We start from the raw sequence: 23,276 nt of genomic DNA, 5'->3' as shown, positions 1-23,276 counted from the left end.
CTGTTTCCCCTGCCTTCTAGCTTCCATACTGGTCTGACCACCTAATGGTTATACGATATAACAAAATAACGAAATAGTAAAGGGCGATTTATTTGACGGCTAGGCCACCGGCGCCGAACAAAGCGGTCAATGCATCAATAAGCGGCGCGGTCAGCGCGACGCCATACTGCTCCGGCAGGCGGAGGAGCGTCCGCTTGACTTCATCGTACAAATAAACCGGAGTGCTGCCGCGATGCTGTTCAAGCAGCGGCTTGAGCGCGGAAAGCCGCGGTTTGTCAGCAAGCCGCGCATGAATATACAGCGCCGACGCCGACAGACGTTCCACCCGGCGGAGAACGAGCTGCCGCCGTCCGGCGCGCATCTCCATCGTTCCCGCGAGCAGCACAAAATTCCCTTCCGCAAGTTCGCCAGCCGCGCGGGCATAGACGGACGGAAAAGCGACCGCCTCCATTTCTCCGCTTTCATCGCTGACCGTGATAAACGCCATTTCATCCCCGAACTTCGTTCTCGTTTTCCGCAGCTCGGCGATGCAGCCGCCGACAACGGCCGGCGAACCGTGCACTTCCGCTATGGGCACCGCCCGAGCCGCTTGAAACAGCGGGCGGCAGACGACGGCCGGGTGCGGGGTGACAGCGAAGCCGAGCCATTCGTTTTCCCGCTGCCGCCGCTCGGCAGGGGAAAGCGGCGGTGCATCCGCGTATTTCGGTTTGAGCGACAGCCCGCCAGCCTCTAAGTATGGCCCCATCAATTGCACGTGTTCGATGGCGATCTCCATGCTGGCCAAAAGTGCCCCCCGCTCCCCGCCCAACTCGTCAAACGCGCCGACGGAAATCAGCGCCTCAAGCGCTGGACGCGCCAACCCCTTTGGCAGCAGGCGAACGGCAAAATCAAAAAAGTCGGCAAACGGCCCATGCTCCCTTCGTTCGTCCATGATGAGCTTCGCCGCCGAGCCGACGTGCTTCACCGCCGCCAGCCCCGCGCGGATCGCCTCCCCTTCCACGGTGAACCGATAGCCGCTCCGGTTGACCGACGGCGGCAGGATCGGAATGCCTTTTCGTGACGCCTCACGGCTATAAAGCGCCATTTTTTCCCGATCACCGGACGCGTTCGAGAGCATGACCGCATAAAAGCAACGCGGGTAATGGGCTTTCATGTACGCCATCGCATACGACAACAGCGTATAGCTGACGGCATGGCTTCGGTTAAAGCCATAATCGGCGAAGCGGACGATTTGCCGGTACAACTCCTCGGCCATCGGCGCCGGATAGCCGTTCGCTGCGCAGCCGGCCACAAATTCTTCCCGATATTCAGCGAGCAGCGCTTTTTCCTTTTTCGCCACCGCCCGCCGGAGCACATCCGCTTTGCCGAGCGAAAACCCGGCGAGCCGGGCGGCGATTTGCATAATTTGTTCTTGGTAAATGAGAACGCCGTATGTCGGGGCCAAAATCGGCTCAAGGTCCGGATGGAGATACGAAATCGCCTCTTCGCCGCGCTTGCGCCGGATATAAGTGGGAATCATGTTCATTGGCCCCGGCCGGTACAGCGCATTGACGGCGACGACCTCTTCCAATGTCGACGGACGCAGTTCGGCAAGCACGCGCTTCATGCCGCCTGACTCAAGCTGGAAAACGCCGCTTGTATCCCCAGCGCCAAGCAGCGCATACGTTTTTTCATCATCAAGCGGCAACGCACGCACGTCAAACGGCTTTCCCGTCTGCCGTTCGACGAGGCGCACCATCTCTCCGAGCAGCGACAACGTGCGCAAGCCGAGAAAATCGATTTTCAACAGACCAAGCGCTTCTAACGCCCCCATGGCGTATTGCGTAAGCGGCCACTCGCCATGGCTTGGCTGCAGCGGCACATCGCGCATGAGCGGCTCCGGGCTGATGACGACGCCAGCAGCGTGGATCGACGTATGGCGCGGCAGCCCTTCGAGTTTTTGGGCGATCGCAAGCCACCGCTCCCCGTTAGGGAGGGCGCTGAACGCGCGGCGGAAGGCGGCGGATTCGCGCTGCCATTGGCTGATGGTCACGCCTTGTTTGTTCGGCAGCAGCGCCATAACTTGTTCCGCTTCGCGCCTGGGGACGCCAAGCGCCTTTGCCGTCTCGCGCAGCGCCGCTTTGGCGCCGAACGTGCCGAACGTAATGATTTGCGCGACGCGGTCACGGCCGTATTTGCCGACGACATAGCGGATCACATCTTCGCGGCGGTCATCGGGGAAATCTAAATCAATATCCGGGACCGACACCCGTTCCGGGTTTAAAAACCGCTCAAACAAGAGCCCGTATTGGATCGGATCGACATCGGTGATCGACAAAACGTAGGCGACGAGCGACCCGGCCGCCGAGCCGCGGCCCGGGCCGGTCAAAATGCCGCGCTGACGGGCATAGGCGAGCACATCGGCGACGATCAAAAAATAGTCGCTAAAACGCATCGTTTGAATGATGCGCAGCTCATGCTCAAGCCGTTCCCGGTAGCGTGCGTCAGCTGATGGCACGCGGCGGGCGAGCCCTTGTTCGCACAAGCGGCGCAAATAGCCATCCGCCGTCTCTCCATCCGGCACCGGAAACTTCGGCAGCCGCCGGCGGCCGAACTCGATATGGAGCGCGCATTGATTGGCGATCTTCATACTGTTGGCAAGCGCCTCCGGCAAATCAGCAAAGCGGCGGGCCATCTCGTCTGGCGCCGCCAAATAACGCCCAGCCTCTTCCGCCATATCTGCAAGCGGCACCCCTCGGTCAATCGCCTGCAAGCAGCGCCATGCGAGTGCATCCTCGCGCTCAACGTAGCGGACATCGTTCGTCGCAACGATCGGAACGCCGGTCTCTTCAGCCAGCCGCAGCAGCCCGCCTTCGTATGGAGCGCGCGTCCGCTCGCCGCGCCGGATGGCTATATGCAAACGGCCGGCAAACAGCTGCCGGTAGCGAAGCAGCGATTCTTTCGCCCGCGCAATCTCTCCGGCGGCAAGCAGCGATTCAACCCGTCCGTCCGGCCCCGGAGTGAGGGCAATGATGCCGCCGCTCAAACGGCGGAGGGCGACTTCATGAATATGCTTTTCTTCCCCCATTTGAACCGCTGTGCTGATCTCGATTAAATGGCGATATCCTTCCTCATTGGCCGCCAGCAGGACGAGCGGAAATGCCACACCATCCCCGTCAAGGGCGACATCAGCCGTCATGCCGATGATCGGGCGAAGGCCGTGGCGCTGACACTCCCGGTAAAACGGAATGGCGCCATACAGCACATGGCGGTCCGTGAGCGCCAAAGCCTCGTAGCCGAGCTGTTTCGCTTTGGCCGCAAGCGCCTCGACCGTCGCCGTGCTTTGCAGCAAGCTGTATCCGCTTAACACATGCAAATGGACAAACGTCATGGCCATCCCTCCTTCATCCGTACGTTTCACGGGCAGAAACTTTTCCTTCGGCTACATATTCCGTCCAATTTGTTGATATACATAGTAAAAGATAAAGAAAGGGCGGGGAAACAGATGAACGAAAAAGTGGCCTTTTTGCCGGCATTTATCCAAAGCTATTTCATCGCGGTCGGCGTGCTGCTTGGCGGCGCCATGATCGGCGCGCTCGGCGCTTTTTTGAGCGGCGGCCAGCCGCTGACCGCCATGTATCGGTTCGCCGGCGATTTGCGCATTTGGGCGGTGGTGGCCGCCATCGGCGGGACGTTTGATACGTTTTACGTCGTCGAGCGAGGGCTGTTTCTTGGAGAAACGAAAGATATCGTACGGCAATTTTTGCTTATTTTGTCCGCCATGGGCGGCGCGCAAACAGGGGTAGCGATCATTACGTGGCTGACGCAGGAGCACATTTCGCCATGAGAATTCCTCCGTATTACCAATCCCCGTCATGGCAGCGCTTTTTCGCCGGCGCAGCGATCGGAGCGCTGATTAGCTGGTTTGTCTTTTTATATATTTTCGGCGTCCTGCAGGAAAAACAAGTGCGGCATGTCAATGAGCTCAACGAGCAGATCGCCGATTTGCAAAATGAAATCCGCATTTGGCAAGAAGACTATATCCATTACAACAAAGAAATGAAAAAAAAGCTGACCGTGCAAGACGTTTCCGTTCATCTCGCCAACGCCGAGCAATACAAACTTGACTCGTACACGACGTTCCGTATCGAAGACAGCGTCAAAGAAGACTTGTCCCATTTAATTACAAAGGACATTGAAACAGTATACAACAGCCGCGAATTGATCAAGCGGGCCATCGAAAACAAAACGTATACGATCCACGAAAAACCATACCGGCTTCAAATTCACACACTCACCATTTTTACCGTCTTAGCTGTCGAAGTAAAATTAACGCCGCTCCCGTAATCAAGCGTCCGGCTGCGCGCCATTGCCCGTCGGCGGCAAAAGAGGGTGTCCCCAAAGCGTCGGGACACCTTTTCTCATTGCCGCATCGGCCTATATCGTTCTTTGTCTAAAAGAGCGGCCGCATTCCCTTACCGCCCAGCTCGGCAAGCGGCTTTCACGTCTTCAACAACGCGGTCCGCTTCTTCCCATGACGCGATGGAAGCGCCGGCCGCAAGCGGATGGCCGCCGCCGCCGTGCCGTTTGGCGACAACGTTAATGATCGGCCCTTTCGAGCGGAAGCGGACGCGAATGTCTTTCTCCTCCTCAATAAAAAACACCCAGGCGACAATGCCGTCGATATTGCCGAGCAGTCCGACAAGCTGCGACGCCTCGAGCGGGGTGACGCCGTACTCTTCAAGGAGCGCCCGCGGCATTTTCACCGCTGCCACCCCTTCGTCGATCGTGAAATGGGATAATACGTAACCGCTCAAACGCGCCAGCGGCAGGCTCGTCCGGTACAGCCCGTCATACAGCTCCGAAAGGGAAAAGCCGTACGAAATGAGCTCCCCGGCGTAGCGGAACGTTTTTTCGCTCGTGCGCGGAAACAAAAAGCGGCCCGTATCGCCGACGATGCCAGCATAAATCAAGCGCGCCGCCTCAGCCGTCATCGTCAGCCCTTGATCTTTCCCGGCCAAATACAGCTCGTAAATCATCTCGCTCGTCGAGCTGGCGTCTGTATTGACCCACATGATGTCACCGTACGGCGTGTCGTTCGGGTGGTGGTCGATTTTAATGAGCTTCCGCCCGAGCCGGTAGCGGCTGTCGCAAATCCGCTCCTCGTTGGCTGTGTCGCAGACGATGACCAACGCCTGTTCATAGACCACATCGTCAATGGCATCCATTTTCCGCAAAAACGACAACGACGGGTCATCTGTCCCGACCGCATACACCCGCTTTTCCGGAAACGACGCCTGAAGCAGCGCGGCCAATCCGCCTTGCGACCCGTACGCGTCCGGATCCGGGCGCACATGACGGTGAATGATGATCGTCTCAAATTGGCGAATGGCATCTAAAATTTCTTGGCATTGTTCTCTCATTGTTCTTCCCCTTTTGGATCACCTGTCATTTTCAACCGCTGGCCTTTTTTTCCGTTTCTATGTACAATGGAAAAAGAAATGGACAACGGAGGGAGCAGCGATGCCAGCATTGGTTATTTTCATTATATTTTCCTTTTCGTTTTACGTCTATTATAAAATCCGCTATGTCCGCGCCCGTCGTCCGATCGAGCGCCAGTTTTTCTCGGCGAAATCGAGCATGGCGCTCGGATTGTTTGTCGCGTTGTTCGGCATCAACCAACTGTTTTTGTATTCGACAACGGTGACGTACATCGTCTCCGCCATTTTTATCGCCCTGGGCTTTGGCAGCGTTTGGGCCGGCTATCGCGCCTATCGCCATTATTTGCCGCAGGCGGTCAAAGAAGCGGAAGAAGCGGCGAAACAAGGATAACAGGGAGCAGTGCATGCGCCGGCTAACCGGAAAGGAAAAAGGATGTCCAAATATGGAATGGACATTCTTTTTTGCTTTTATCGGTCGATCAGCTGGCACATCATCATCGCCTTGCCGACGATGGCCCCTTCGTTATACACCTCGACATCCACTTTCCCGAACTTGCGCCCGAGCTCAAGCAGCTTTGCCTGCACATCGACCGTGCTGTCAATTTGCACCGGCTTGATGAAATAAATGGTGATGCTTTCCATCACTAAATCGCCGCGTTTGTACGCCCGCAGCATCCGCGCCGCCGCCTCGGTGACGATCGTCGTAAACACGCCGTACGAGAGCGTCCCTAAATAGTTCGTCATTTGTGGGGTGATCGAGCAGCGAAACAGCGTCTCTTTGTCTCCTGACTCGCGAAACTGAGCGGTGACGAGATCATCGATCGTTTCGCCGACTTGCGGCTGGCGCTGTGCCATCTGCAGCGCTTTTAACACATCTTGGCGGCTGATGATTCCTTGCAGCCGGTGGTGGTCATCGACAACAGGCAAAAGTTCGATCCCTTCCCATACCATAATGTGGGAGGCAAAAGCGACCGACGTTTTTCCGTTCACCGTAATCGGCTGCTTCGTCATCACTTTTTCGATCGGCAGCTGGCGATCCATATCAAGCACGTCTTTCGCTGTTACAATCCCTTGCACTCTCCAATCGTCATCGACGACCGGAAAGCGGCTGTGGCGCGTTTCTTTGTTTAACGCATACCACCGCTCGACCGGATCATCGACGCGCAAGTACGCTGTTTTTTCCAGCGGGATAATAATATCCTCGACGAGCACAATTTCTTTTTTGATCAACTGGTCGTAAATGGCACGGTTGATCATCGTCGCCACAGTAAACGTATCGTAGCTTGTCGAGATGATCGGCAGCTGCCGCTCATCGGCGAGCTTTTTGACGTGGTCGGCCGTATCAAACCCGCCGGTGATGAGCACTGCCGCCCCAGCCTGCAGCGCGAGTTCATGCGCCTTCGTCCGGTTGCCGACAATCAACAAATCGCCCGCCCCGGTATAGCGCATCATCGCCTCGAGCTGCATCGCGCCGATGACAAAGCGGTTCAGCGTTTTATGCAGCCCTTCCTTCCCGCCGAGCACTTGCCCGTCGACAATGTTGACGACTTCGGCGTACGTGAGCTTTTCGATGTTTTCCTTCCGCTTCTTCTCGATCCGAATCGTGCCGACGCGCTCAATCGTGCTCACATACCCTTTGTTTTCCGCGTCCTTGATCGCCCGGTACGCCGTTCCTTCGCTCACGCCCATTTCTTTGGCGATCTGGCGGACGGAAATTTTCTCGCCGATCGGCAGCCGATGGATGTATTCTAAAATTTGTTCATGTTTTGTCGCCAACGGTCCTTCACCCTTTACGCATTGTTACTTTTATTATAACGGTGGCGGCGGCGGGGGTTCAACGGTTAGGCAGGAGGCAGCGGCGATCTTCCCGTTCTCTCCCTGCGGCATGTTCATCTTGTTTCATCATGAATCAACCGATCCAAAGGCGAATGAGCATGTCATAAGTAACACCATTTCTCCTTAGGGAATGATGTCGCAAAGAGGGATTGGTAGAGCGGGGCACTGATTGAAACAGCGCCCTTCCCGTCTGGGGAAGAGCGCTTGCTTTACAGTTCGATGCTTTCGCCCGGCTTTAATGCGCGGCCGACGCCCGGCGGAAGGAGCGAGGTGAACCGCTCCGGATCTTGCACAATCGGCGGGAACGTGTTGTAATGAATCGGCACGACCAGTTTGGCACCGAGCCACTCGGCGGCGACCGCCGCGTCTTCCGGCCCCATCGTAAAGCTGTCGCCGATCGGCAAAAACGCCACATCGATTGAATGGCGCTCGCCGATCAGCTTCATGTCAGAAAACAGCCCGGTGTCACCGGCATGGTAGATCGTTTTGCCTTCAGCGGTGAACAAAATGCCGGTCGGCATGCCTAAATAAATGATTTGTTGGCCATCGGTCACAAAGCCGGAGCTGTGAAACGCCTGCGTCAACTTGACGGTGCCAAAATCAAACTGGCGCGCCCCGCCGATGTTCATGCCGAACGTCTCGACCCCTTGCCAGCTCAAATACGTCGCCAGTTCAAACGTCGCCACGACAAGCGCGTTGTTTCGTTTGGCGATATCAACAGTGTCGCCGACATGGTCGCCATGCCCGTGCGTCAACAAAATGACATCCGCCTTCACATCCGCCGCGTTCAAATCAGTCGTCGCGTTGCCGGTAATGAACGGGTCGATCAAAATCGTTTTTCCGTTCGTTTCAATGCGGACGACCGAATGGCCATGGTAACTGATTTTCATTGTCCATCTCTCCTTTCCACTTAAACATGGTTCGCCGCCGCGCGTCCATTTCCTTCTTTTCCCGCTTGTCCATTTACAAGCTGCCTGTTTCTTGGTACGCTCAAAATAAACCATAGCAAAAAAGGAAGGAATGGAACGATGAATCAACGGCTGCAAGCATTTTCCTCTTGGCTTCAACAACAACATAGTTCATTCGCCTTGATCACGTCAAGCGCCAACGTCTTTTATTTCAGCGGATTTTGGTGTGACCCACATGAGCGGCTGCTCGCGCTTCTCGTTTTTCCCGAGGGCGAACCCGTGCTCGTCTGCCCGCAAATGGAAGTTCCCCGCGCCCGACGCGCGGGCTGGGAGGATACGGTGATCGGCTATGACGACAGCACCGACCCGTGGGAGGAGATTCACCGCCACCTGCAAAGGCGAAACATCAACGCAACCATCATCGCCGTCGAGAAACATCATTTGTCGTTCGCCCGTTTTGAGCGGCTTTCGGCGCTGTTTCCTAACGCCCAATGGCAGGATGCCGAAGAAAAGCTGCGCCAGCTTCGCCTCATGAAAGACGAGGAAGAAATGAAGCGGTTGCGCCAAGCAGCCGAACTCGCCGACCGGGCGATCGAAATCGGCGTATCGGCCATCCGCCCAGGCGTAACAGAGCTCGAGCTTGTCGCCGTCATTGAATATGAGCTGAAAAAGCTCGGCGTCGAGGGGATGTCATTCCCGACGACCGTGCTCACGGGCGCGCGCACGGCCGACCCGCACGGCGTCCCAGGAGCGGCGACGGTCGCCCCGGGTGACTTCGTCTTGTTTGACTTAGGCGTCATCGTTGACGGCTATTGTTCAGACATTACCCGCACCGTCGTCTGCCGGATGGCGAGCGACGAGCAGCGGCTCATTTACGACACCGTCCGGCGCGCCCAGCAGGCGGCGATCGACGCTTGCCGCCCGCAAATCGCCATGGGGGAGATCGACCGCGCCGCCCGCAGCGTCATTGAACAAGCGGGCTACGGCCCATACTTCCCCCATCGCGTCGGCCATGGCTTAGGGATCGACATTCACGAATACCCGTCGCTCCATAGCACCAACCACGAGCCGCTCGTTGCCGGCATGGTGTTTACGATTGAGCCGGGCATTTACGTCCCGGCGATCGGCGGCGTGCGCATTGAAGATGACGTCGCTGTCACCGCCAGCGGGGTCGAGGTGCTGACATCATTTTCGAAAGACTTGATCATCGTTTAAAGGATTGCCTGCACAACGAAAGCTGCCCGTCAGCCTGTTGCAAGGCCGGTTCGGGCAGCTTTGTGCTTGATTAAGATGGGGGCCGGGCCCTGTTTTTTGTGCTCCCTCTTCAGCGAATCAGCAGGCGCCCCGCCTTTTCGTCACTGTAACAACTGATGAACATCAGTATACGGCATGTTGTGCGCTGCCGCCACCGCTTCGTACACGACATGCCCGTCTAGCGTGTTGATCCCTTTTAACAGCGCCGGATTGTCAAGGCACGCGGCGCGGTAGCCTTTGTTGGCGATTTGCAAGGCGTATGGAATCGTGACGTTCGTAAGCGCGAACGTCGACGTGCGCGGAACAGCGCCCGGCATGTTGGCAACCGCGTAATGGACGACACCGTGCTTGACGTATGTCGGGTCGTCATGGGTCGTCACCCGGTCGGTCGTTTCAAAAATGCCGCCTTGGTCGATCGCAATATCGACAAGCACCGACCCCGGCGCCATCGAGCGCACCATTTCTTCCGTGACGAGCTTCGGCGCTTTGGCCCCCGGGATTAAGACGGCACCGACGACCAGATCCGATTCGCGCACACATTCAGCGATATGGTACGAGTTGGACATGAGCGTCGTCACATGGTCGCCGAACAAATCATCGAGCTCGCGCAGCCGCTCGGCGTTAATGTCCAAAATCGTCACGTCCGCGCCGAGGCCGACGGCGATTTTCGCCGCATTCGTTCCAGCCGTTCCGCCGCCGATGATCGTCACTTTGCCGCGCCGCACCCCAGGCACACCGCCAAGCAAAACGCCTTTGCCGCCGTGCGGCTTCTCGAGAAACTGGGCACCGACTTGCACCGACATGCGGCCCGCCACCTCGCTCATCGGCGTCAAAAGCGGCAGCGAGCCGTTGGCAAGCTGCACCGTCTCATAGGCGATGCCGACAACTTTTTGTTCGACAAGCGCTTTCGTCAGCGCTTCGGCCGCCGCCAAATGCAAATACGTAAACAAAATCAATCCGGGCCGAAAATAGCGGAACTCCTCCGGCAGCGGTTCTTTCACTTTCAACACCATCTCCGCCGCCCAGGCGTCCTCGGCGTTTGGCACGATCACCGCCCCGGCGCTTTCATACTCCGCATCTGAAAAACCGGACTCGGCGCCGGCGTTCGTTTCGACGTAAACGTCGTGCCCGGCTTTGACGAGCGTCATGACGCCGGCCGGCGTGATGGCGACACGGTTCTCATTGTTTTTCATCTCTTTCGGAACTCCGATTTTCATGGCCGCTTTTCCTCCTGTTTCCTTCGCTTTTCCCCTTTTATTGTTCCCCGTTCGGCGGAAAAGCAAACGAAAAAGCGGCGCGGGCGCCTATTGGAAAAAGTGGCGGTACAGCACGTTCACCCCGCCGGTAACGTCAATGACCGCGCCGGTGATGAAATCGGAATCATCCTCGCATAAAAAGGCGATGACGCGAGCGATGTCTTCGCCTGTTCCCGGGCGCCCGACCGGTGTCTCCTCATCCCGCTTCGCGCGGGCGTCAGCGATCGCTGCCTCTTTCATGGCGCCGACGATGTTGCCTGGACAGACCATGTTGGCGGTGATGCCGTATTCCGCCTCCTCGAGGGCGATCGTTTTCGTCAGCGACACCAATCCGACTTTCGCCGCGCCAAACGCCGAACGATGCACCCATCCCGGGGCATCGGCCGCTCCCTGGAACCCGTAGGTGATAATGCGGCCGAACCGCTGCTTGCGCATAATCGGGATCGTCCGCCTCACCAAATGGAACACAGAACTCAAGTTGCCTTCGATCATTTCATACCATTCATCTTCCGTATAATCGGCCAGCTTTTTCCGCTCAAAAATATACGGCCCGGCGTTGTTAATGAGGCAATCAATGCGGCCGAACCGTTCCATGGCGGCGTCGATCAACGCCGCCAAATCGTCTTTGTTCGTCACATCGCCGCGCACAAATTGAAGCCGATCGCTCGCATCCTTATACCGCTCTTGGAGCGAGCGCGCTGCCCGCTCATCGCTCCGGTAGTTGACCGTCACCGAATACCCTTTGTCAAGCAGCAGCTCCGTCACTTTTCTCCCCAGCCCTTTTGCTCCGGCCGTGATTAAGGCGTGCCGCACTGTTCTCCCTCCTTGCCGCTATTCGCCTGTCTCATTTTTACTTTACTACAAACAGGAGAGAATACAAAAAAATAACCATAGCGCGTGGCCGCTATGGTTACTCGCCGACTTCCCGGCGCGGGTCGTAATACGGTTCGTCGTCATCGATGATGCCGCTCTCATACGATTCGGTAATTTGCTCGGTGATCGTCCGCACTTCTTCCTCATCGTATTGCCAGCCGTCATACCGCTTTTCCATTGTTTTTCCTCCCTCGTTCACGAAATCGAAATATATGGCCTAGTTTCCCGCCAGAACGGGGAGGGTATACTATATATAGAGGTAACATTTTTATCCAAAGGGAGTGGAGAACATGGCAACGACATACAAAACGATCGTCGTCGCCGTTGACGGCTCGAAAGAAGCAGAATGGGCGCTGAAAAAAGCGATCGAAATGGCAAAACGAAATGGGGCGAAGCTCATTTTATCCCACATCATTGATTTGCGCGGCTTTACGACCGTCGAAGCGCATGATTATGCGCTCGCGGAGCGGGCGGAGCAATACGCCAACGACCTGCTCGAGCAGTATAAAAACGAGGCCGTTGGCGCTGGACTCAACGATGTGGAGATTGACATTGCGTTTGGCTCGCCGAAAGCAAAAATCGCCAAGGACGTTGCCCCAAAATACAAAGCCGACCTCATCATTTGCGGGGCGACCGGGCTGAACGCGGTCGAGCGGTTCTTAATCGGCAGCGTGTCGGAAAACATCGTCCGCCATGCGAAATGCGATGTGTTGGTCGTCAGGACGCCGAAAGAATAACCTTTGCCTCCCGCTTTCACTAGAGACACAGGCGGTGTTGGGCCTCAAGGACGGTCCAATCAGATGGCAGGCCTAGGAAGCACACAACCGCGTCCTCCCCGGTGATCATCCGCCGCGTCGCCCCTACCGATCCAACGGCAAAAAAAGCACCCTGCCATGTTACAGGGTGCCCAATCGTTCTTTCGCTTTTTCAAGCGCCGTGCGCACTTCCGCGAACCCGGTGCCGCCGGCGCTGTTGCGGCGGTTGACGGCGGTGCGCGGGTTCAACGCATCATAAATGTCCTCTTCAAAGAGCGGCGACGCTTCTTGATACACGTCAAGCGGCAAATCGGCCAAAAAGACGCCTTGTTCAATGCAGCGCAAGACGAGCTTGCCGACGACCTCATGCGCCTCGCGGAACGGCATGCCTTTGGCAGCCAAGTAATCGGCGAGCTCGGTCGCGTTCGAAAAGTCTTGTTTCGTCGCCCGCTCCATCACATCCGCGCGCACATTCATCGTCTCGATCATGCCGGTGAAAATTTTCAACGAACCGATGACCGTCTTCACCGTATCGAACATGCCTTCTTTATCTTCTTGCATATCTTTGTTGTAGGCAAGCGGCAGCCCTTTCATCACCGTCAACAAGGCCATTAAGTGCCCATACACGCGCCCGGTTTTGCCGCGGATGAGCTCGGCCATGTCCGGGTTTTTCTTTTGCGGCATGATGCTGCTGCCGGTCGCAAACGCGTCATCAAGCTCAACGAACTGGAACTCTTGGCTTGACCAAAGGATGAGCTCCTCAGCGAGCCGCGACAAGTGCATCATAAGCATCGAGCTGTTGCTGAAAAATTCGATGATGAAATCGCGGTCACTCACGGCATCTAAGCTGTTTTCGTAACTATCGGCAAAGCCCAAAAGCTCGGCCGTCCGCTGCCGGTTGATCGGGAACGTCGTGCCGGCGAGCGCCCCGGCGCCAAGCGGCGACTTGTTGATGCGCTTTTGCGACTCGGAAAACCGCTCATAATCGCGCTCCAACATCCAAACATACGCCAGCAGATGATGGGCGAACGAAATCGGCTGCGCCCGCTGCAAATGCGTATACCCCGGCATGATCGTTTCGACATGCTTCTCGGCTTGAGACACAAGCGCCCGCTGCAGCCCGCGGATGAGGCCGAGAATCTCTTCGACGCGCTTGCGCAAATATAGATGCATATCGGTCGCCACTTGGTCGTTCCGGCTTCTTCCTGTGTGCAGCTTGCCGCCGACCGGACCGATGTCGTCAATCAACATTTTTTCAATGTTTAAATGAATATCTTCATACGCGACGGAAAACTCGAGCTCTCCCCGCTTCGCTTTTTCGAGCAGGCGCAAAAGCCCGCCTTTGATGGCTTCGACGTCGTCCGCCGGCAGAATGCCGCACTCGCCGAGCATCGTCACATGGGCGAGGCTACCTTCAATGTCTTCCTCGACGAGCTCTTGGTCGAACGGGATCGACGCGCCAAACTCGTCGACCCATTCTTCCGCTGTTTTCGTAAACCGTCCACCCCAAAGCTTTTTCACGCCTCACGCCGCAGAGGAATGCGACTTCCTCCTTCCTATTCCCGATGGTTTATTGGCCGGTCGACACCGACGCTTTGTTTTGTTTGTTCACGATGCTGTTGACTTTGGTCGGCAAGCCGTACAGCGAAATGAAGCCGACCGCCGCTTGATGGTCAAATTCATCTTCCGACGTGTACGTCGCCAGTTTTTCATCATAGAGCGAGAACGGCGATTTGCGCCCTTCAACGATCGCATGGCCTTTAAACAGCTTCACGCGCACGACGCCGGTGACGTTTTTCTGCGTTTCTTTCAAAAACGCAACCAACGCGTCTTTGAGCGGCGAGAACCAAAGGCCGTTGTAAATGACTTCGGCGATTTTTTGCTCGATGAGCGGTTTGAAATGGGCAACTTCCCGCACAAGCGTCAAGTCTTCCAGCTCTTTATGCGCTTTAATGAGCGTGATCGCCCCCGGGCATTCGTACACTTCGCGCGACTTAATGCCGACAAGGCGATTCTCAACATGGTCGATGCGGCCGACGCCATGCTTGCCGGCCAGCGCGTTCAGCTCCAAAATCAATTGGGCAAGCGGGTAAGCTTTCTCGTTTAACGTCACCGGCACGCCTTGTTCAAAACCGATCTCGATGACATCCGGCACATCCGGCGCGTTTTCAAGCGAAGCCGTCAGCTCGTACGCCTCTTCCGGCGGCGCAGCCCACGGATCTTCCAAAATGCCGCATTCGTTGCTGCGGCCCCATAAGTTTTGGTCGATCGAAAACGGGCTGTCCAGATCAACCGGGATCGGAATGCCGTGTTTTTTCGCGTATTCGATTTCTTCCTCGCGCGACCAGCTCCATTCGCGCACGGGGGCGATGACGTCCAAATCCGGATTGAGCGCTTTGATCGACACTTCAAAGCGCACTTGGTCGTTCCCTTTCCCCGTGCAGCCGTGGGCGACCGCCACGGCGCCTTCCAGCTCGGCGATTTCAACGAGTTTTTTCGCGATGAGCGGACGCGACAGCGCCGAGACGAGCGGATATTTCCCTTCATACAGCGCATTCGCCTGCAAAGCGATGAGCGCATAGTCGTTCGCAAACTCGTCTTTGACATCGATGACGTACGATTTGATCGCGCCGACTTTGAGCGCTTTTTCTTTCACGAAATCAAGATCTTTTCCTTCCCCAAGGTCCAGGCAGCAGGCGATCACATCATACCCGCGCTCCTGCAGCCATTTAATCGCTACCGATGTATCTAAACCGCCGGAATAGGCCAGCACCAATTTTGGATTTGCCATGGTCGTTCTCCTCTCCTGTCACATAAATATACTTAAATATAAATAAATATTCAAATCAGATACATTAATCACTTTATCAGCTTTCCGATGATTTTTCAATACTTATTCAACGAAAAGCATAAAAATTCCGCTCCTAGTTCTGTCACATTTTAGTATAATGGAGAAAAGGGAGGGGATCAGATGAACCATCGATTTGTCGATGACGCGCGGCTCGGCATCCGCGTGCCGCAGTTGGACAAACATTGGGAAGACTACAGCGCCGAGGAACAGGAGGCGATTTTGCTCGAGTGGGAAGCGATCCGCGGCTTGATCCCTGACCGCATCGCTGCGTTGGAGCGGCAGATCAATGAAAAACAAAACGCGCTCGGCGAAGAAACGGATTTTGCGCGCTCCTGCCAGCTCAACGCCGACATCGCCGAACTCGCCTCGATGGTCAACGATTTGTGGATTTGGTATCGGACAAGGCCGAATGTCACGTTGCGAAAACGTACAAACAAAGGAATGAGGGCGATATAAGGGAATCGCCCCCTTTTTTATTCAGTGTGTGAACGACTCCCGTTATTATCCTTCAAAAATATAATGAATTTTTCCGTTATTTTGATTATTATTAACTTATCTTCTTTTATACAAAACGGAGGGATCAACATGGTGAACAACACATCACCCGTCTCACTCATCCAATCGTTTTCCTGGGATCACGTATTTGCCCATTATGATGGAGATCCCCGCAGCCGGTTCAACGTCGCCCATGAATATGCGACCGCTATGCCAATGACCCGACCGCATTGCGCTCTTTTATGAAAGCGCTTTAGGAGAGCAAAAAACGATCACCTATCGGCAATTGCGCGATTGGTCCAACCAAATGGCAAACGTGCTCCGCAAGCTGGGCGTGAAAAAAGGGGATCGCGTCTGCGCGCTCATGCCGAAAAACCCGGCTCTTGTCGTCTACATTTTGGCGGCTTGGAAAGTCGGCGCCGTGTATGTGCCGCTCTTTACCGCGTTTGGCCCGCAGGCAATTGAATATCGCATCAACCATTCCGAGGCGAAAGTCCTCTTGACGAACAAGGAACAGCGCGCCAAATTGCCGGCAAAGGAAAAAATGCCGACGCTCGAGCACATTTTTGTCGTCGATGATGAGCGCGAAGATAGCCAAGATCATCCGTTTTGGAAACGCTTTCGAAAGCATCGACTGAGCACTCGATCGAAGAAACGACGGCCGATGACCTGCTCGCCATCCAATATACGTCCGGCTCGACTGGAATGCCAAAAGGAACCATGTGGCCGCATAACATGCTGATCAATATTTATCCGTACATGCGCTATGCCATCGATTTGCGGGACGACGATATCTTTTTTGGCGGAGCCGACCCGGGCTGGGCGTACGGATTGATTTTCTGCACCTTTGCCCCGATGGCGTTCGGCGTGCCGATCGTCTTTTACGAAGGGCCGTTTCAACCGGAAACGTGCTATTCCTTGATGGAAAAATACCGGGTGACCAATTTCGCGTACGCCCCGACCGCGTACCGGGCGATGGCGGCGGCCGGCGCGGACGTCATCCGCCGCTATCATCTAAACGTGCGCGCGATGAGCTCAGCCGGCGAACCGCTCAATCCGGAAGTCATCCGCTTTTTCCAAGAGCACGTGGGCGTCACGATCCACGACCATTATGGCTTGTCGGAAACGTTGATGCTGATTGGAAACCTCAACGCCGCTGACATGGACATCCGCCCGGGCTCGATAGGATGGCCGCTTCCGGGGTTTGACATCGCCTTGCTCGATGAGAATGGGAATCCGGTCGCCGACGGCGAAGTTGGACAAATTGCCTTTAACACCGACTCGATCCCCAACGTCTTTAAGGGGGATTGGAAAGACCCTGAAAAAACCGCCGAGCGGCTCGTCGGCCATTGGTTTTTGACCGGCGATTTGGCGACCAAAGATGAAGACGGGTATTTCTGGTTCCAGGGGCGGGCTGACGATATCATCTCCAGCGCCGGCTACCGCATCGGGCCGTTTGAAATCGAAAGCTGCCTCCTTGAGCATCCGGCTGTCGTCGAAGCAGCCGCCGTCGGGAAGCCGGATCCCGTCAAAGGAGAGATCGTCAAAGCGTTTGTCGTGCTGAAAGAGGGCTATGCTCCATCCGATGAGCTGGCTGAAGAGCTGTCGTTGTTTGTCAAAACGCGTTTGTCAAAGCACGAATACCCACGCGAAGTCGAATTTGTCGCCGAACTGCCGAAAACGCCGAGCGGAAAAATCCAGCGGTTTATCCTTCGCAATCAAGAAAGGGAAAAACAGAAAAACGCCTGATCAAACTTCGTGTCCGTTCTTACCGAACGGACACGTTTTTCTTTACCGGTCTTTCCGAATCTCTCTTATGACATGCCCGAGCTCCGACAAGATGAGCTTCGTCATCGCGAGGCGCACAGCGCCGGTGGAGCCGGGAGTGCAAAAGACGGCGGTGTCCATCGCCACGCCGGCGACGGCGCGCGACAGCATGGCGGCCGGGCCGATGTCTTCGGTGTAGCTTAGGAAGCGGAACAGCTCGCCAAAGCCGACGAGTTCTTTCTCAAGCAGCGCTTTCACCGTTTCGATCGTCACGTCGCGCTTGGCGATGCCGGTGCCGCCGTTGGTGAGCACCGCATCAACATCGGCGCGGCGGCAGCCGTCCAGCACCGCCTCGCGAATGGCGTCCGCTTCGTCTTTGACGACCTCATAGCTGACGACCTCATGCCCGGCTTCCGTGAGCAGCTCGATCATCAGCCGGCCGCTCCGGTCGGTTTCCTCCGTTCTCGTGTCGCTGATAGTGATGACTTTGCAGCGGACGGTTTTGAGCGCTTCTTGCTTATGTTCGGTCGTGCTCATCCGTTCACGAGCCCCTTTCTTTTCTTTGCCTCTATCGTACACAACTAGAATACGGTTCGCAAATCATTTGTATCATAATAGACTGAATTGTTATAATATTATTAACTATAAATAATGTTATAATATTATTAACATAAATTACCTTGATAAATAAAAGGGAACTCCACAGCCGGTTTTTCTTGTTGTCAAAATGTTTGAACTCGGTTTTCTCTCCCGACATAGAAGGCCGGTGATTTAATGAAAAAGGCGGCTCATCCCAACTCTTTTTCAGTTAAAGAAGCCTTGTCAGATCTGTTCTCCTTTCTGATCAAATATCGCCGGTTTAAGCAAAAACTAGTTTTTCACCAGCCATATAGACAAACTCGACCAACATGCCCTGTTTTGTGCGGAACGATTGATGGACAGAAAAAAGCGATTTCATCTTTCAAACAAAAAACAAAGCAAGACATATAAGAAACATAAGGAGGGAAAACGAATGAACTTGCGCCTCTCAAGCCGATTGGACGCCATTTTGAAAGAAGGGTGGAATGTGATCGAACATCACCGCGACAGCATTCTTTCTGCTTGGTTATACAAATATGGTGAACTGGAGGACAAACAGCACGCCGCCGCCCAGCCTTTGCGGCTTGCCATTGACGCGTTCTCTTCGCGATGGATCCATCCGATGAATGATATCGCCGAATGGCTGGCGTCGTTTCGCCGCGAATGGGAAAAACGAAATGGAGAACTGTCGTCCAACCAATCGACCGCCATTTTATCGATGATGGAAAACGCGGTCCACGAAGCCATTCAGTCGGACGGTGTTATGGATTTCCGTGTCCATCAAGCCATTCAGTACGTTTTTTTGAAGCTTCATGAGTCCGTTAATACTTCTGATTGCACGGAATTCGATTTGGAGCAGTTTCTTGAGCAAATCGTTTCATCCAAGCAGTTGCCGATCGCATGGATCGCCCAATTGGTAAGAACAGCCAATGGATTATTCATCGTCGCCAAATGGTATGGGAACGCGGCTGATGCGCTTATCGACAGCGCGGTGTACGGAGAGACGATTTTCGCTTTATGTGAACGCATTCTTTCCCGCATGGATACCAGCAGAACGCGATTGATCCCGCTCCCATGGGGGGACGATCTTTTGCTCGTTTGTACCGAAGGGGAAGATCGGTTCGCCATCCCGTTTCTTCTTCACGCTCTTGAACAGTTTCATGCCGCTCAGAAGACTTTCATCCGCACGAAAGAGCAGCATCTTTGGAAAGACGCAGTCTTGTTGTTTGATCAATGGATCATGCGAGCCAAATCGCTCTATCAGGCAATTGAATACATTTCAACTGGATTTGTCGCCTACCTGCCATTCGAACGATGTGCGCTGTTCGCCTATTCCAGCACTCATAAAAGCGGATTTGGACTGTACGGCTATCAGCTTGATAATCATGAAATCAAAAGCATTCATGAACATATTGACAATCTTCCTTTCATTAAGCGATACATTCACCAAATGACAAACGTACCACCGATTTACATCCGCCATGCGGAGCAAGCATTGCCGATGAAATACGTCAAGCAGTTTCAACTTGAATCAATCGTCATTGCCCCGATTTATGCACCGTCGGAAAACCGGCTCATCGGCGTCGCCATTTTGGATTGTGGCCCGAAGACAGCCTTTCAATTGCCCAATGACCTCTACACGGCGATGATGAAATTCGGACAAAGTGCGGGGGAGATTTTGGCCAAGTGCAGCGGCGGCCGTCCGGAGCTCGTTCCATCGACGCCTCACCTGTCGCCACGGGAAATCGAGGTGCTGAAGCTCGTCGCCGAAGGTGCGTCAACCTATGAGACCGCGAAACGGCTCCATTTGAGCGAGTATACGGTGCGCGACTATGTGTCGGCGATTTTGCAAAAAATGAACGCCAAAAACCGGACGGAAGCCATCGTCAAGGCCATTCGCGACGGGATCATTTAAGGCAGCGGCGGTGCCTCGGTCGCGTGCCCGAGCTTCCCGACGGCATCGCTTCGCGTTAGGGTCCGTTTGTCTTCAAGACAGACACAATCCCCACTGTAGATACAAGCAGACATTGCATATAAGATGAAACAGGGTGTCCCGCTCCTTCTGGGACACCCCCTTCTATTCCTCTATGGAGTGGCTTCACCGTCTGTTCTAGGCGAAGAAAGCGGTAAGTCGGAACGCCCAGCTGTGCTCTTCTCTCCGGCAGCCGGTTTCCGTTTCAACCATTCCTCGACCGCATCCAGCCGCTTCTCGAACTCGTTCACCGTTTGGCTCCAAACGGCTTTGGCCTCTTTCTGCTTGTCGAGCTGCTGTTTGATGCCATCGAGCGATGAGCGCAAATCGGAAAGAATGCTCATCGCGTTCGATTGTTCTCCAAGCTTCAAGCTCTTTGCGGCGTATGAAGCGGCTTTTTCCCATAAAGCATCTTGTTCATTCCATTTTACTACGTCTTCACTAAGGGCGACGCTTTGCCGCTCCAGCATTTGTTTCCACTCTTGAAAGCGCATCACCACCGCTTCATATTGCGTCCGCTCTTCGCTTCCGGCTATCTGTTCTCCCGTCATGGCCTGTTCAAGCGGTTCGAGGGAAGCTGAAACAGCGGTTTGCTTTTCTTCCATCGCCGTCCATTCGTCCATCCTGGACTTGACGTGCTTCTCAAGCGTCGGGATATCAGTTTGCAGCGTCTTCACCATGCGGGCAGCGCTGTTGCTGCCTTGCTTTTGCTCATCAAGCTGCCAAATGAGCCGTTCGACTTCTTGGGCGAGATCCGTTTGTTCGAGCGCGCTTCGCTCTGCTTGCATCATTGATGCGCCGGAAAATGAGGCTGACAGCGACATATCGGGAATGGCGAGGCGCGAGGCCGTCATTTTCGTCGCCACCAACGTGACGTCTTTCAAGCATTGTTTAATCGGGAAACCATCGAAGCAAAGGCCCCCAAACTTTAATTTCGTTACATCCAGCTTCATCCAAGTGGCTCGCGCCGTTCCTTCCGATCGAATCGACAACATGATCGTTCCTTGCGGCGTGTCGATGGCCCTCTCCATGGACAATCCGCTGATGTCGGCTTGGATGAAAGCAATTGGAAGCTTGCCGACGATCACTTTCGGCGAACCAAGGACAATCCCACCTAAGTCCAAGATGCCGACCACTTTATCGGCATGAATGACAAAGCCTTGTTCTTCCCCGGCGGCAAGCGAACGCGCCCCGCCAAGCGGCAGGCAGAGAAGAAGCGTCAAAGCGAGAAGCGCTGTTTTCAACCATTTGCTTGATTTCATTTGTCTCCTCCTTCATCCCGTCATCGTTGATGAGCGGTTGGGAAGAGGTGAAGCGGGAGGAGGATAGTCGCTGTCCGTCTCCCCCGCTTGCCGTCCGTTCCATCCCGCCACCAGCGCACCGCCCAAAAGACCGATGATGCCCCCGATGATCAGGCCGCCGGCTGCACCGACAAACGAAAGAATGGAAGCAAGAATGAGAAAACTGCCGAGTACCACATGGCTTTGCGGCTTGATGATGCTTAAAATGGCCAAAACGATCATCACCAACCCCGTTACCAGCCCAGCCCACATCAGTCCACTTCCAGGAAGCAACAACATTGGAAACACACTGATACCTACAATCAAGACAAACACCGCACCAATCATCGCCAGCACCGATCCTAAAACAGGGCGACGGCGGTTGGCGGCAAGCAAATACCCGACAGCACACGGCAACATCCAACCGAAGGCATACGACAACAGAGGACCGACGAAGCGGGCGGCGGTATGGACAGACAAAAAGCCGTAATGGAAAAGCGAAGCGGCGATGATGGCCACCATTCCACCAACCACTAGCACTCCTCTCGGGCGGCGGGCAGACGTCCACGCTTGCTGCCAAGTTTCAGCGTTTCTCTTTTTCCAACCGACGCAAATGACAGACCCAAGCAGCACGACAGCCAGAACGACCGATGTCTGAACCACCATAGGAATGGAGCGCACCCATGTTTGCCACGGCACCGCCTGCTCAACGGCAAAAAAGGCGTTCAAAGCACAAAACGTCGCAACGGATCCTCCAAAAAACAACCAAATATAATGAAACCGTGTGCGAATGTATCGTCCTTGTTCTTCCTGCTTCTCGATGATGTCATGTGCCAAAAAAGCAGCCAGCACGCTGCTTGCTATCCCTCCCACCACAGCGCCGACAGCCCCAAGCGACACCCATTGGCTGCCACCAACAAGCATCCCCGGCAAAAAAGCAGCCGCTCCGTATTTCATGCGGACCATCGCCGTTGGACGGTTAGAAAAGAACCAGACAAGCAAGGAGAGAACGACCGCCAACAACAGTCCCCCCCACAGCGCTCCGTTCACTCCACCGCGAACGACGATTCCACTGATAAACGCGCCCGTCAGCGCACCGATGGCCGTCATTTGTCCCATTTCAACTATTTTCCTCATCATCTCATCTTGCCTCCTTAACTGTTTTCAGTTCCTTTTTGGCCGAGCAACAGCATGAACACGCCGCAGTTCGTCTCTTGGCTCCCCCTTGCTTTACCATCCCTTCATTTGCCAAAAGCGATGATGAGAAGAAAACCTTCCTGTATGAAAAGAAGCGGCGCACAAGCCTTGTGCATGAATACGTGATGACACAGGAAACAAGATGACAAATAGAACTTCTCATTTATTTTGGGAGGAATAGGGCATGAACAGCTCGCATCCAAATGATGATCAGAACGGATTAAAAGTCGCCGATCCGGCTTCCATCTTTCATGTTGGCAATCAATTTCACCTTCATGTTCGGAATGGTGATCGAGCCCGCCGACAGGTAATGCGTATTCAAGCTCGGTTTGTCAAGCGTCAAGTTCGGCGCGCTCATGTCTATGACATTGAGTGGGTTGTCGGTTTTATGCTCTTGCACCTCCAAGCCGGCAAATGACGTGCTGTCCGTTTGAATGCCGGTGACGCGCAGTCTCAAATTTTGCCCACTTACATTGCCGCCGGTGACGACGACATCGATGCTTTTAATACCATAAGCGCCGAGAGCCGATTCAGTGTTAATGTTTTTCGCCAGCACCAAATTCGTGATGTTCGCCGACGCCAAGTCGATGGCTGCCTGTCCCCAGGCCCCTGTTTGTTCCGTTTCACCGATGGCAGGATACAGTTTAAATCCGGTGCCCGTAATTTTATCTGCGCTGATCGTAAATCCGCCGACGCCTGACAGCGGAAACGCGGCAAACGCCGTCCCTGACAGAAGCAACATAGCAACTAGGGCGATGACTGCGAGAAATCCCGTTCCGCCCGCAATCGCAAATCGTTTTGGATTGACCGCAAACAAGTTCCCCATTTTTCAT

20 protein-coding genes and 1 pseudogene are annotated in these 23,276 nt (G+C 54.9%); 8 read left to right on the top strand and 13 right to left on the bottom strand.

All coding sequences use genetic code 11. The features are described 5' to 3' along the window. Nucleotides 1-88 precede the first annotated feature (88 nt). Nucleotides 89-3,370: a DNA polymerase III subunit alpha gene (gene dnaE / locus B9L21_RS02295; RefSeq protein WP_063165029.1), complete on the bottom strand. Its 3,282-nt coding sequence runs from the start codon at nt 3,368-3,370 to the stop codon at nt 89-91. 114 nt (nt 3,371-3,484) lie between these two features. Here dnaE and B9L21_RS02290 point away from each other — a divergent pair, with 114 nt between their 5' ends. After that, complete coding sequence (locus tag B9L21_RS02290) at nt 3,485-3,826, top strand: YtrH family sporulation protein (protein WP_063165028.1); 342 nt, start codon at nt 3,485-3,487, stop codon at nt 3,824-3,826. Then, nucleotides 3,823-4,326 carry a sporulation membrane protein YtrI gene (ytrI, locus tag B9L21_RS02285; RefSeq protein ID WP_063165027.1) on the top strand — a complete coding sequence of 168 codons (504 nt, stop codon included), beginning with the start codon at nt 3,823-3,825 and terminating at the stop codon, nt 4,324-4,326. The genes B9L21_RS02290 and ytrI overlap by 4 nt, the downstream gene beginning before the upstream one ends. A gap of 128 nt (nt 4,327-4,454) precedes the next feature. Here ytrI and B9L21_RS02280 read toward each other — a convergent pair whose 3' ends face one another. Next, nucleotides 4,455-5,402, bottom strand: a complete 948-nt coding sequence (locus B9L21_RS02280) for a DHH family phosphoesterase (RefSeq protein WP_063165026.1) — start codon at nt 5,400-5,402, stop codon at nt 4,455-4,457. Between the two features lie 100 nt (nt 5,403-5,502). Here B9L21_RS02280 and B9L21_RS02275 point away from each other — a divergent pair, with 100 nt between their 5' ends. Then, the gene (locus B9L21_RS02275; RefSeq protein ID WP_063165025.1) at nt 5,503-5,811 is read left to right on the top strand and encodes a YtpI family protein; all 309 of its coding nucleotides are present in this window, start codon (nt 5,503-5,505) and stop codon (nt 5,809-5,811) included. A gap of 77 nt (nt 5,812-5,888) precedes the next feature. On the opposite strand, the gene B9L21_RS02270 is transcribed toward B9L21_RS02275, so the two are convergent. Both B9L21_RS02270 and B9L21_RS02265 read right to left on the bottom strand, forming a co-directional pair. After that, nucleotides 5,889-7,196 (bottom strand): CBS domain-containing protein, encoded by a 1,308-nt coding sequence (locus B9L21_RS02270; RefSeq protein ID WP_063165024.1) that lies wholly within the window; start codon nt 7,194-7,196, stop codon nt 5,889-5,891. Nucleotides 7,197-7,465: 269 nt separating this feature from the next. Then, nucleotides 7,466-8,146 (bottom strand): metal-dependent hydrolase, encoded by a 681-nt coding sequence (locus B9L21_RS02265; protein ID WP_063165023.1) that lies wholly within the window; start codon nt 8,144-8,146, stop codon nt 7,466-7,468. Nucleotides 8,147-8,284: 138 nt separating this feature from the next. Here B9L21_RS02265 and B9L21_RS02260 point away from each other — a divergent pair, with 138 nt between their 5' ends. After that, complete coding sequence (locus B9L21_RS02260) at nt 8,285-9,379, top strand: M24 family metallopeptidase (protein ID WP_063165022.1); 1,095 nt, start codon at nt 8,285-8,287, stop codon at nt 9,377-9,379. A 140-nt stretch (nt 9,380-9,519) separates the two neighbouring features. On the opposite strand, the gene ald is transcribed toward B9L21_RS02260, so the two are convergent. From ald to B9L21_RS17525, 3 genes are all read right to left on the bottom strand, one after another. Next, nucleotides 9,520-10,635: an alanine dehydrogenase gene (gene ald, locus B9L21_RS02255; RefSeq protein ID WP_063165021.1), complete on the bottom strand. Its 1,116-nt coding sequence runs from the start codon at nt 10,633-10,635 to the stop codon at nt 9,520-9,522. A gap of 87 nt (nt 10,636-10,722) precedes the next feature. Then, nucleotides 10,723-11,487 carry an SDR family oxidoreductase gene (locus B9L21_RS02250; RefSeq protein WP_063165020.1) on the bottom strand — a complete coding sequence of 255 codons (765 nt, stop codon included), beginning with the start codon at nt 11,485-11,487 and terminating at the stop codon, nt 10,723-10,725. 97 nt (nt 11,488-11,584) lie between these two features. Next, nucleotides 11,585-11,725, bottom strand: coding sequence for a hypothetical protein (locus B9L21_RS17525; RefSeq protein ID WP_168157868.1), 141 nt, complete (start codon nt 11,723-11,725; stop codon nt 11,585-11,587). A 112-nt stretch (nt 11,726-11,837) separates the two neighbouring features. On the opposite strand from B9L21_RS17525, the gene B9L21_RS02245 reads away from it, so the two are divergent. Beyond that, nucleotides 11,838-12,284, top strand: a complete 447-nt coding sequence (locus B9L21_RS02245; RefSeq protein ID WP_063165019.1) for a universal stress protein — start codon at nt 11,838-11,840, stop codon at nt 12,282-12,284. 159 nt (nt 12,285-12,443) lie between these two features. On the opposite strand, the gene argH is transcribed toward B9L21_RS02245, so the two are convergent. Next, entirely contained in the window at nt 12,444-13,823 is a 1,380-nt protein-coding gene (gene argH, locus B9L21_RS02240) for an argininosuccinate lyase (RefSeq protein ID WP_063165018.1), read from the bottom strand. Between the two features lie 49 nt (nt 13,824-13,872). Continuing rightward, nucleotides 13,873-15,093, bottom strand: coding sequence for an argininosuccinate synthase (locus tag B9L21_RS02235; RefSeq protein ID WP_063165017.1), 1,221 nt, complete (start codon nt 15,091-15,093; stop codon nt 13,873-13,875). Between the two features lie 180 nt (nt 15,094-15,273). Here B9L21_RS02235 and B9L21_RS02230 point away from each other — a divergent pair, with 180 nt between their 5' ends. Together B9L21_RS02230 and B9L21_RS02225 are read left to right on the top strand one after the other, a co-directional pair. Beyond that, nucleotides 15,274-15,609 (top strand): hypothetical protein, encoded by a 336-nt coding sequence (locus tag B9L21_RS02230; protein WP_063165016.1) that lies wholly within the window; start codon nt 15,274-15,276, stop codon nt 15,607-15,609. Between the two features lie 129 nt (nt 15,610-15,738). Further along, a pseudogene (locus B9L21_RS02225) lies at nt 15,739-17,397 on the top strand (acyl-CoA synthetase). 42 nt (nt 17,398-17,439) lie between these two features. On the opposite strand, the gene B9L21_RS02220 reads toward B9L21_RS02225, so the two are convergent. Beyond that, on the bottom strand, nt 17,440-17,952 hold the full coding sequence (locus B9L21_RS02220) for a molybdenum cofactor biosynthesis protein B (protein WP_063165015.1): 513 nt from the start codon (nt 17,950-17,952) through the stop codon (nt 17,440-17,442). 475 nt (nt 17,953-18,427) lie between these two features. Here B9L21_RS02220 and B9L21_RS02215 point away from each other — a divergent pair, with 475 nt between their 5' ends. After that, complete coding sequence (locus tag B9L21_RS02215; RefSeq protein ID WP_063165014.1) at nt 18,428-19,909, top strand: response regulator transcription factor; 1,482 nt, start codon at nt 18,428-18,430, stop codon at nt 19,907-19,909. 170 nt (nt 19,910-20,079) lie between these two features. On the opposite strand, the gene B9L21_RS02210 is transcribed toward B9L21_RS02215, so the two are convergent. From B9L21_RS02210 to B9L21_RS02200, 3 genes are all read right to left on the bottom strand, one after another. Beyond that, a complete protein-coding gene (locus B9L21_RS02210; protein WP_063165013.1) occupies nt 20,080-21,228 on the bottom strand; it encodes a hypothetical protein in 1,149 nt (382 codons plus the stop codon). Nucleotides 21,229-21,240: 12 nt separating this feature from the next. After that, nucleotides 21,241-22,383 carry a DUF6114 domain-containing protein gene (locus B9L21_RS02205; RefSeq protein ID WP_063167285.1) on the bottom strand — a complete coding sequence of 381 codons (1,143 nt, stop codon included), beginning with the start codon at nt 22,381-22,383 and terminating at the stop codon, nt 21,241-21,243. A gap of 280 nt (nt 22,384-22,663) precedes the next feature. Further along, nucleotides 22,664-23,269, bottom strand: a complete 606-nt coding sequence (locus B9L21_RS02200; RefSeq protein ID WP_062898869.1) for a DUF6230 family protein — start codon at nt 23,267-23,269, stop codon at nt 22,664-22,666. Between the last annotated feature and the right edge of the window lie 7 nt (nt 23,270-23,276).

It is taken from the genome of Geobacillus uzenensis (assembly GCF_002217665.1).
Classification (GTDB): Bacteria; Bacillota; Bacilli; order Bacillales; family Anoxybacillaceae; genus Geobacillus; species Geobacillus subterraneus.
The sequence above is the reverse complement of the archived record's forward strand: the minus strand, read 5'-3'. Positions and strand labels throughout refer to the sequence as shown.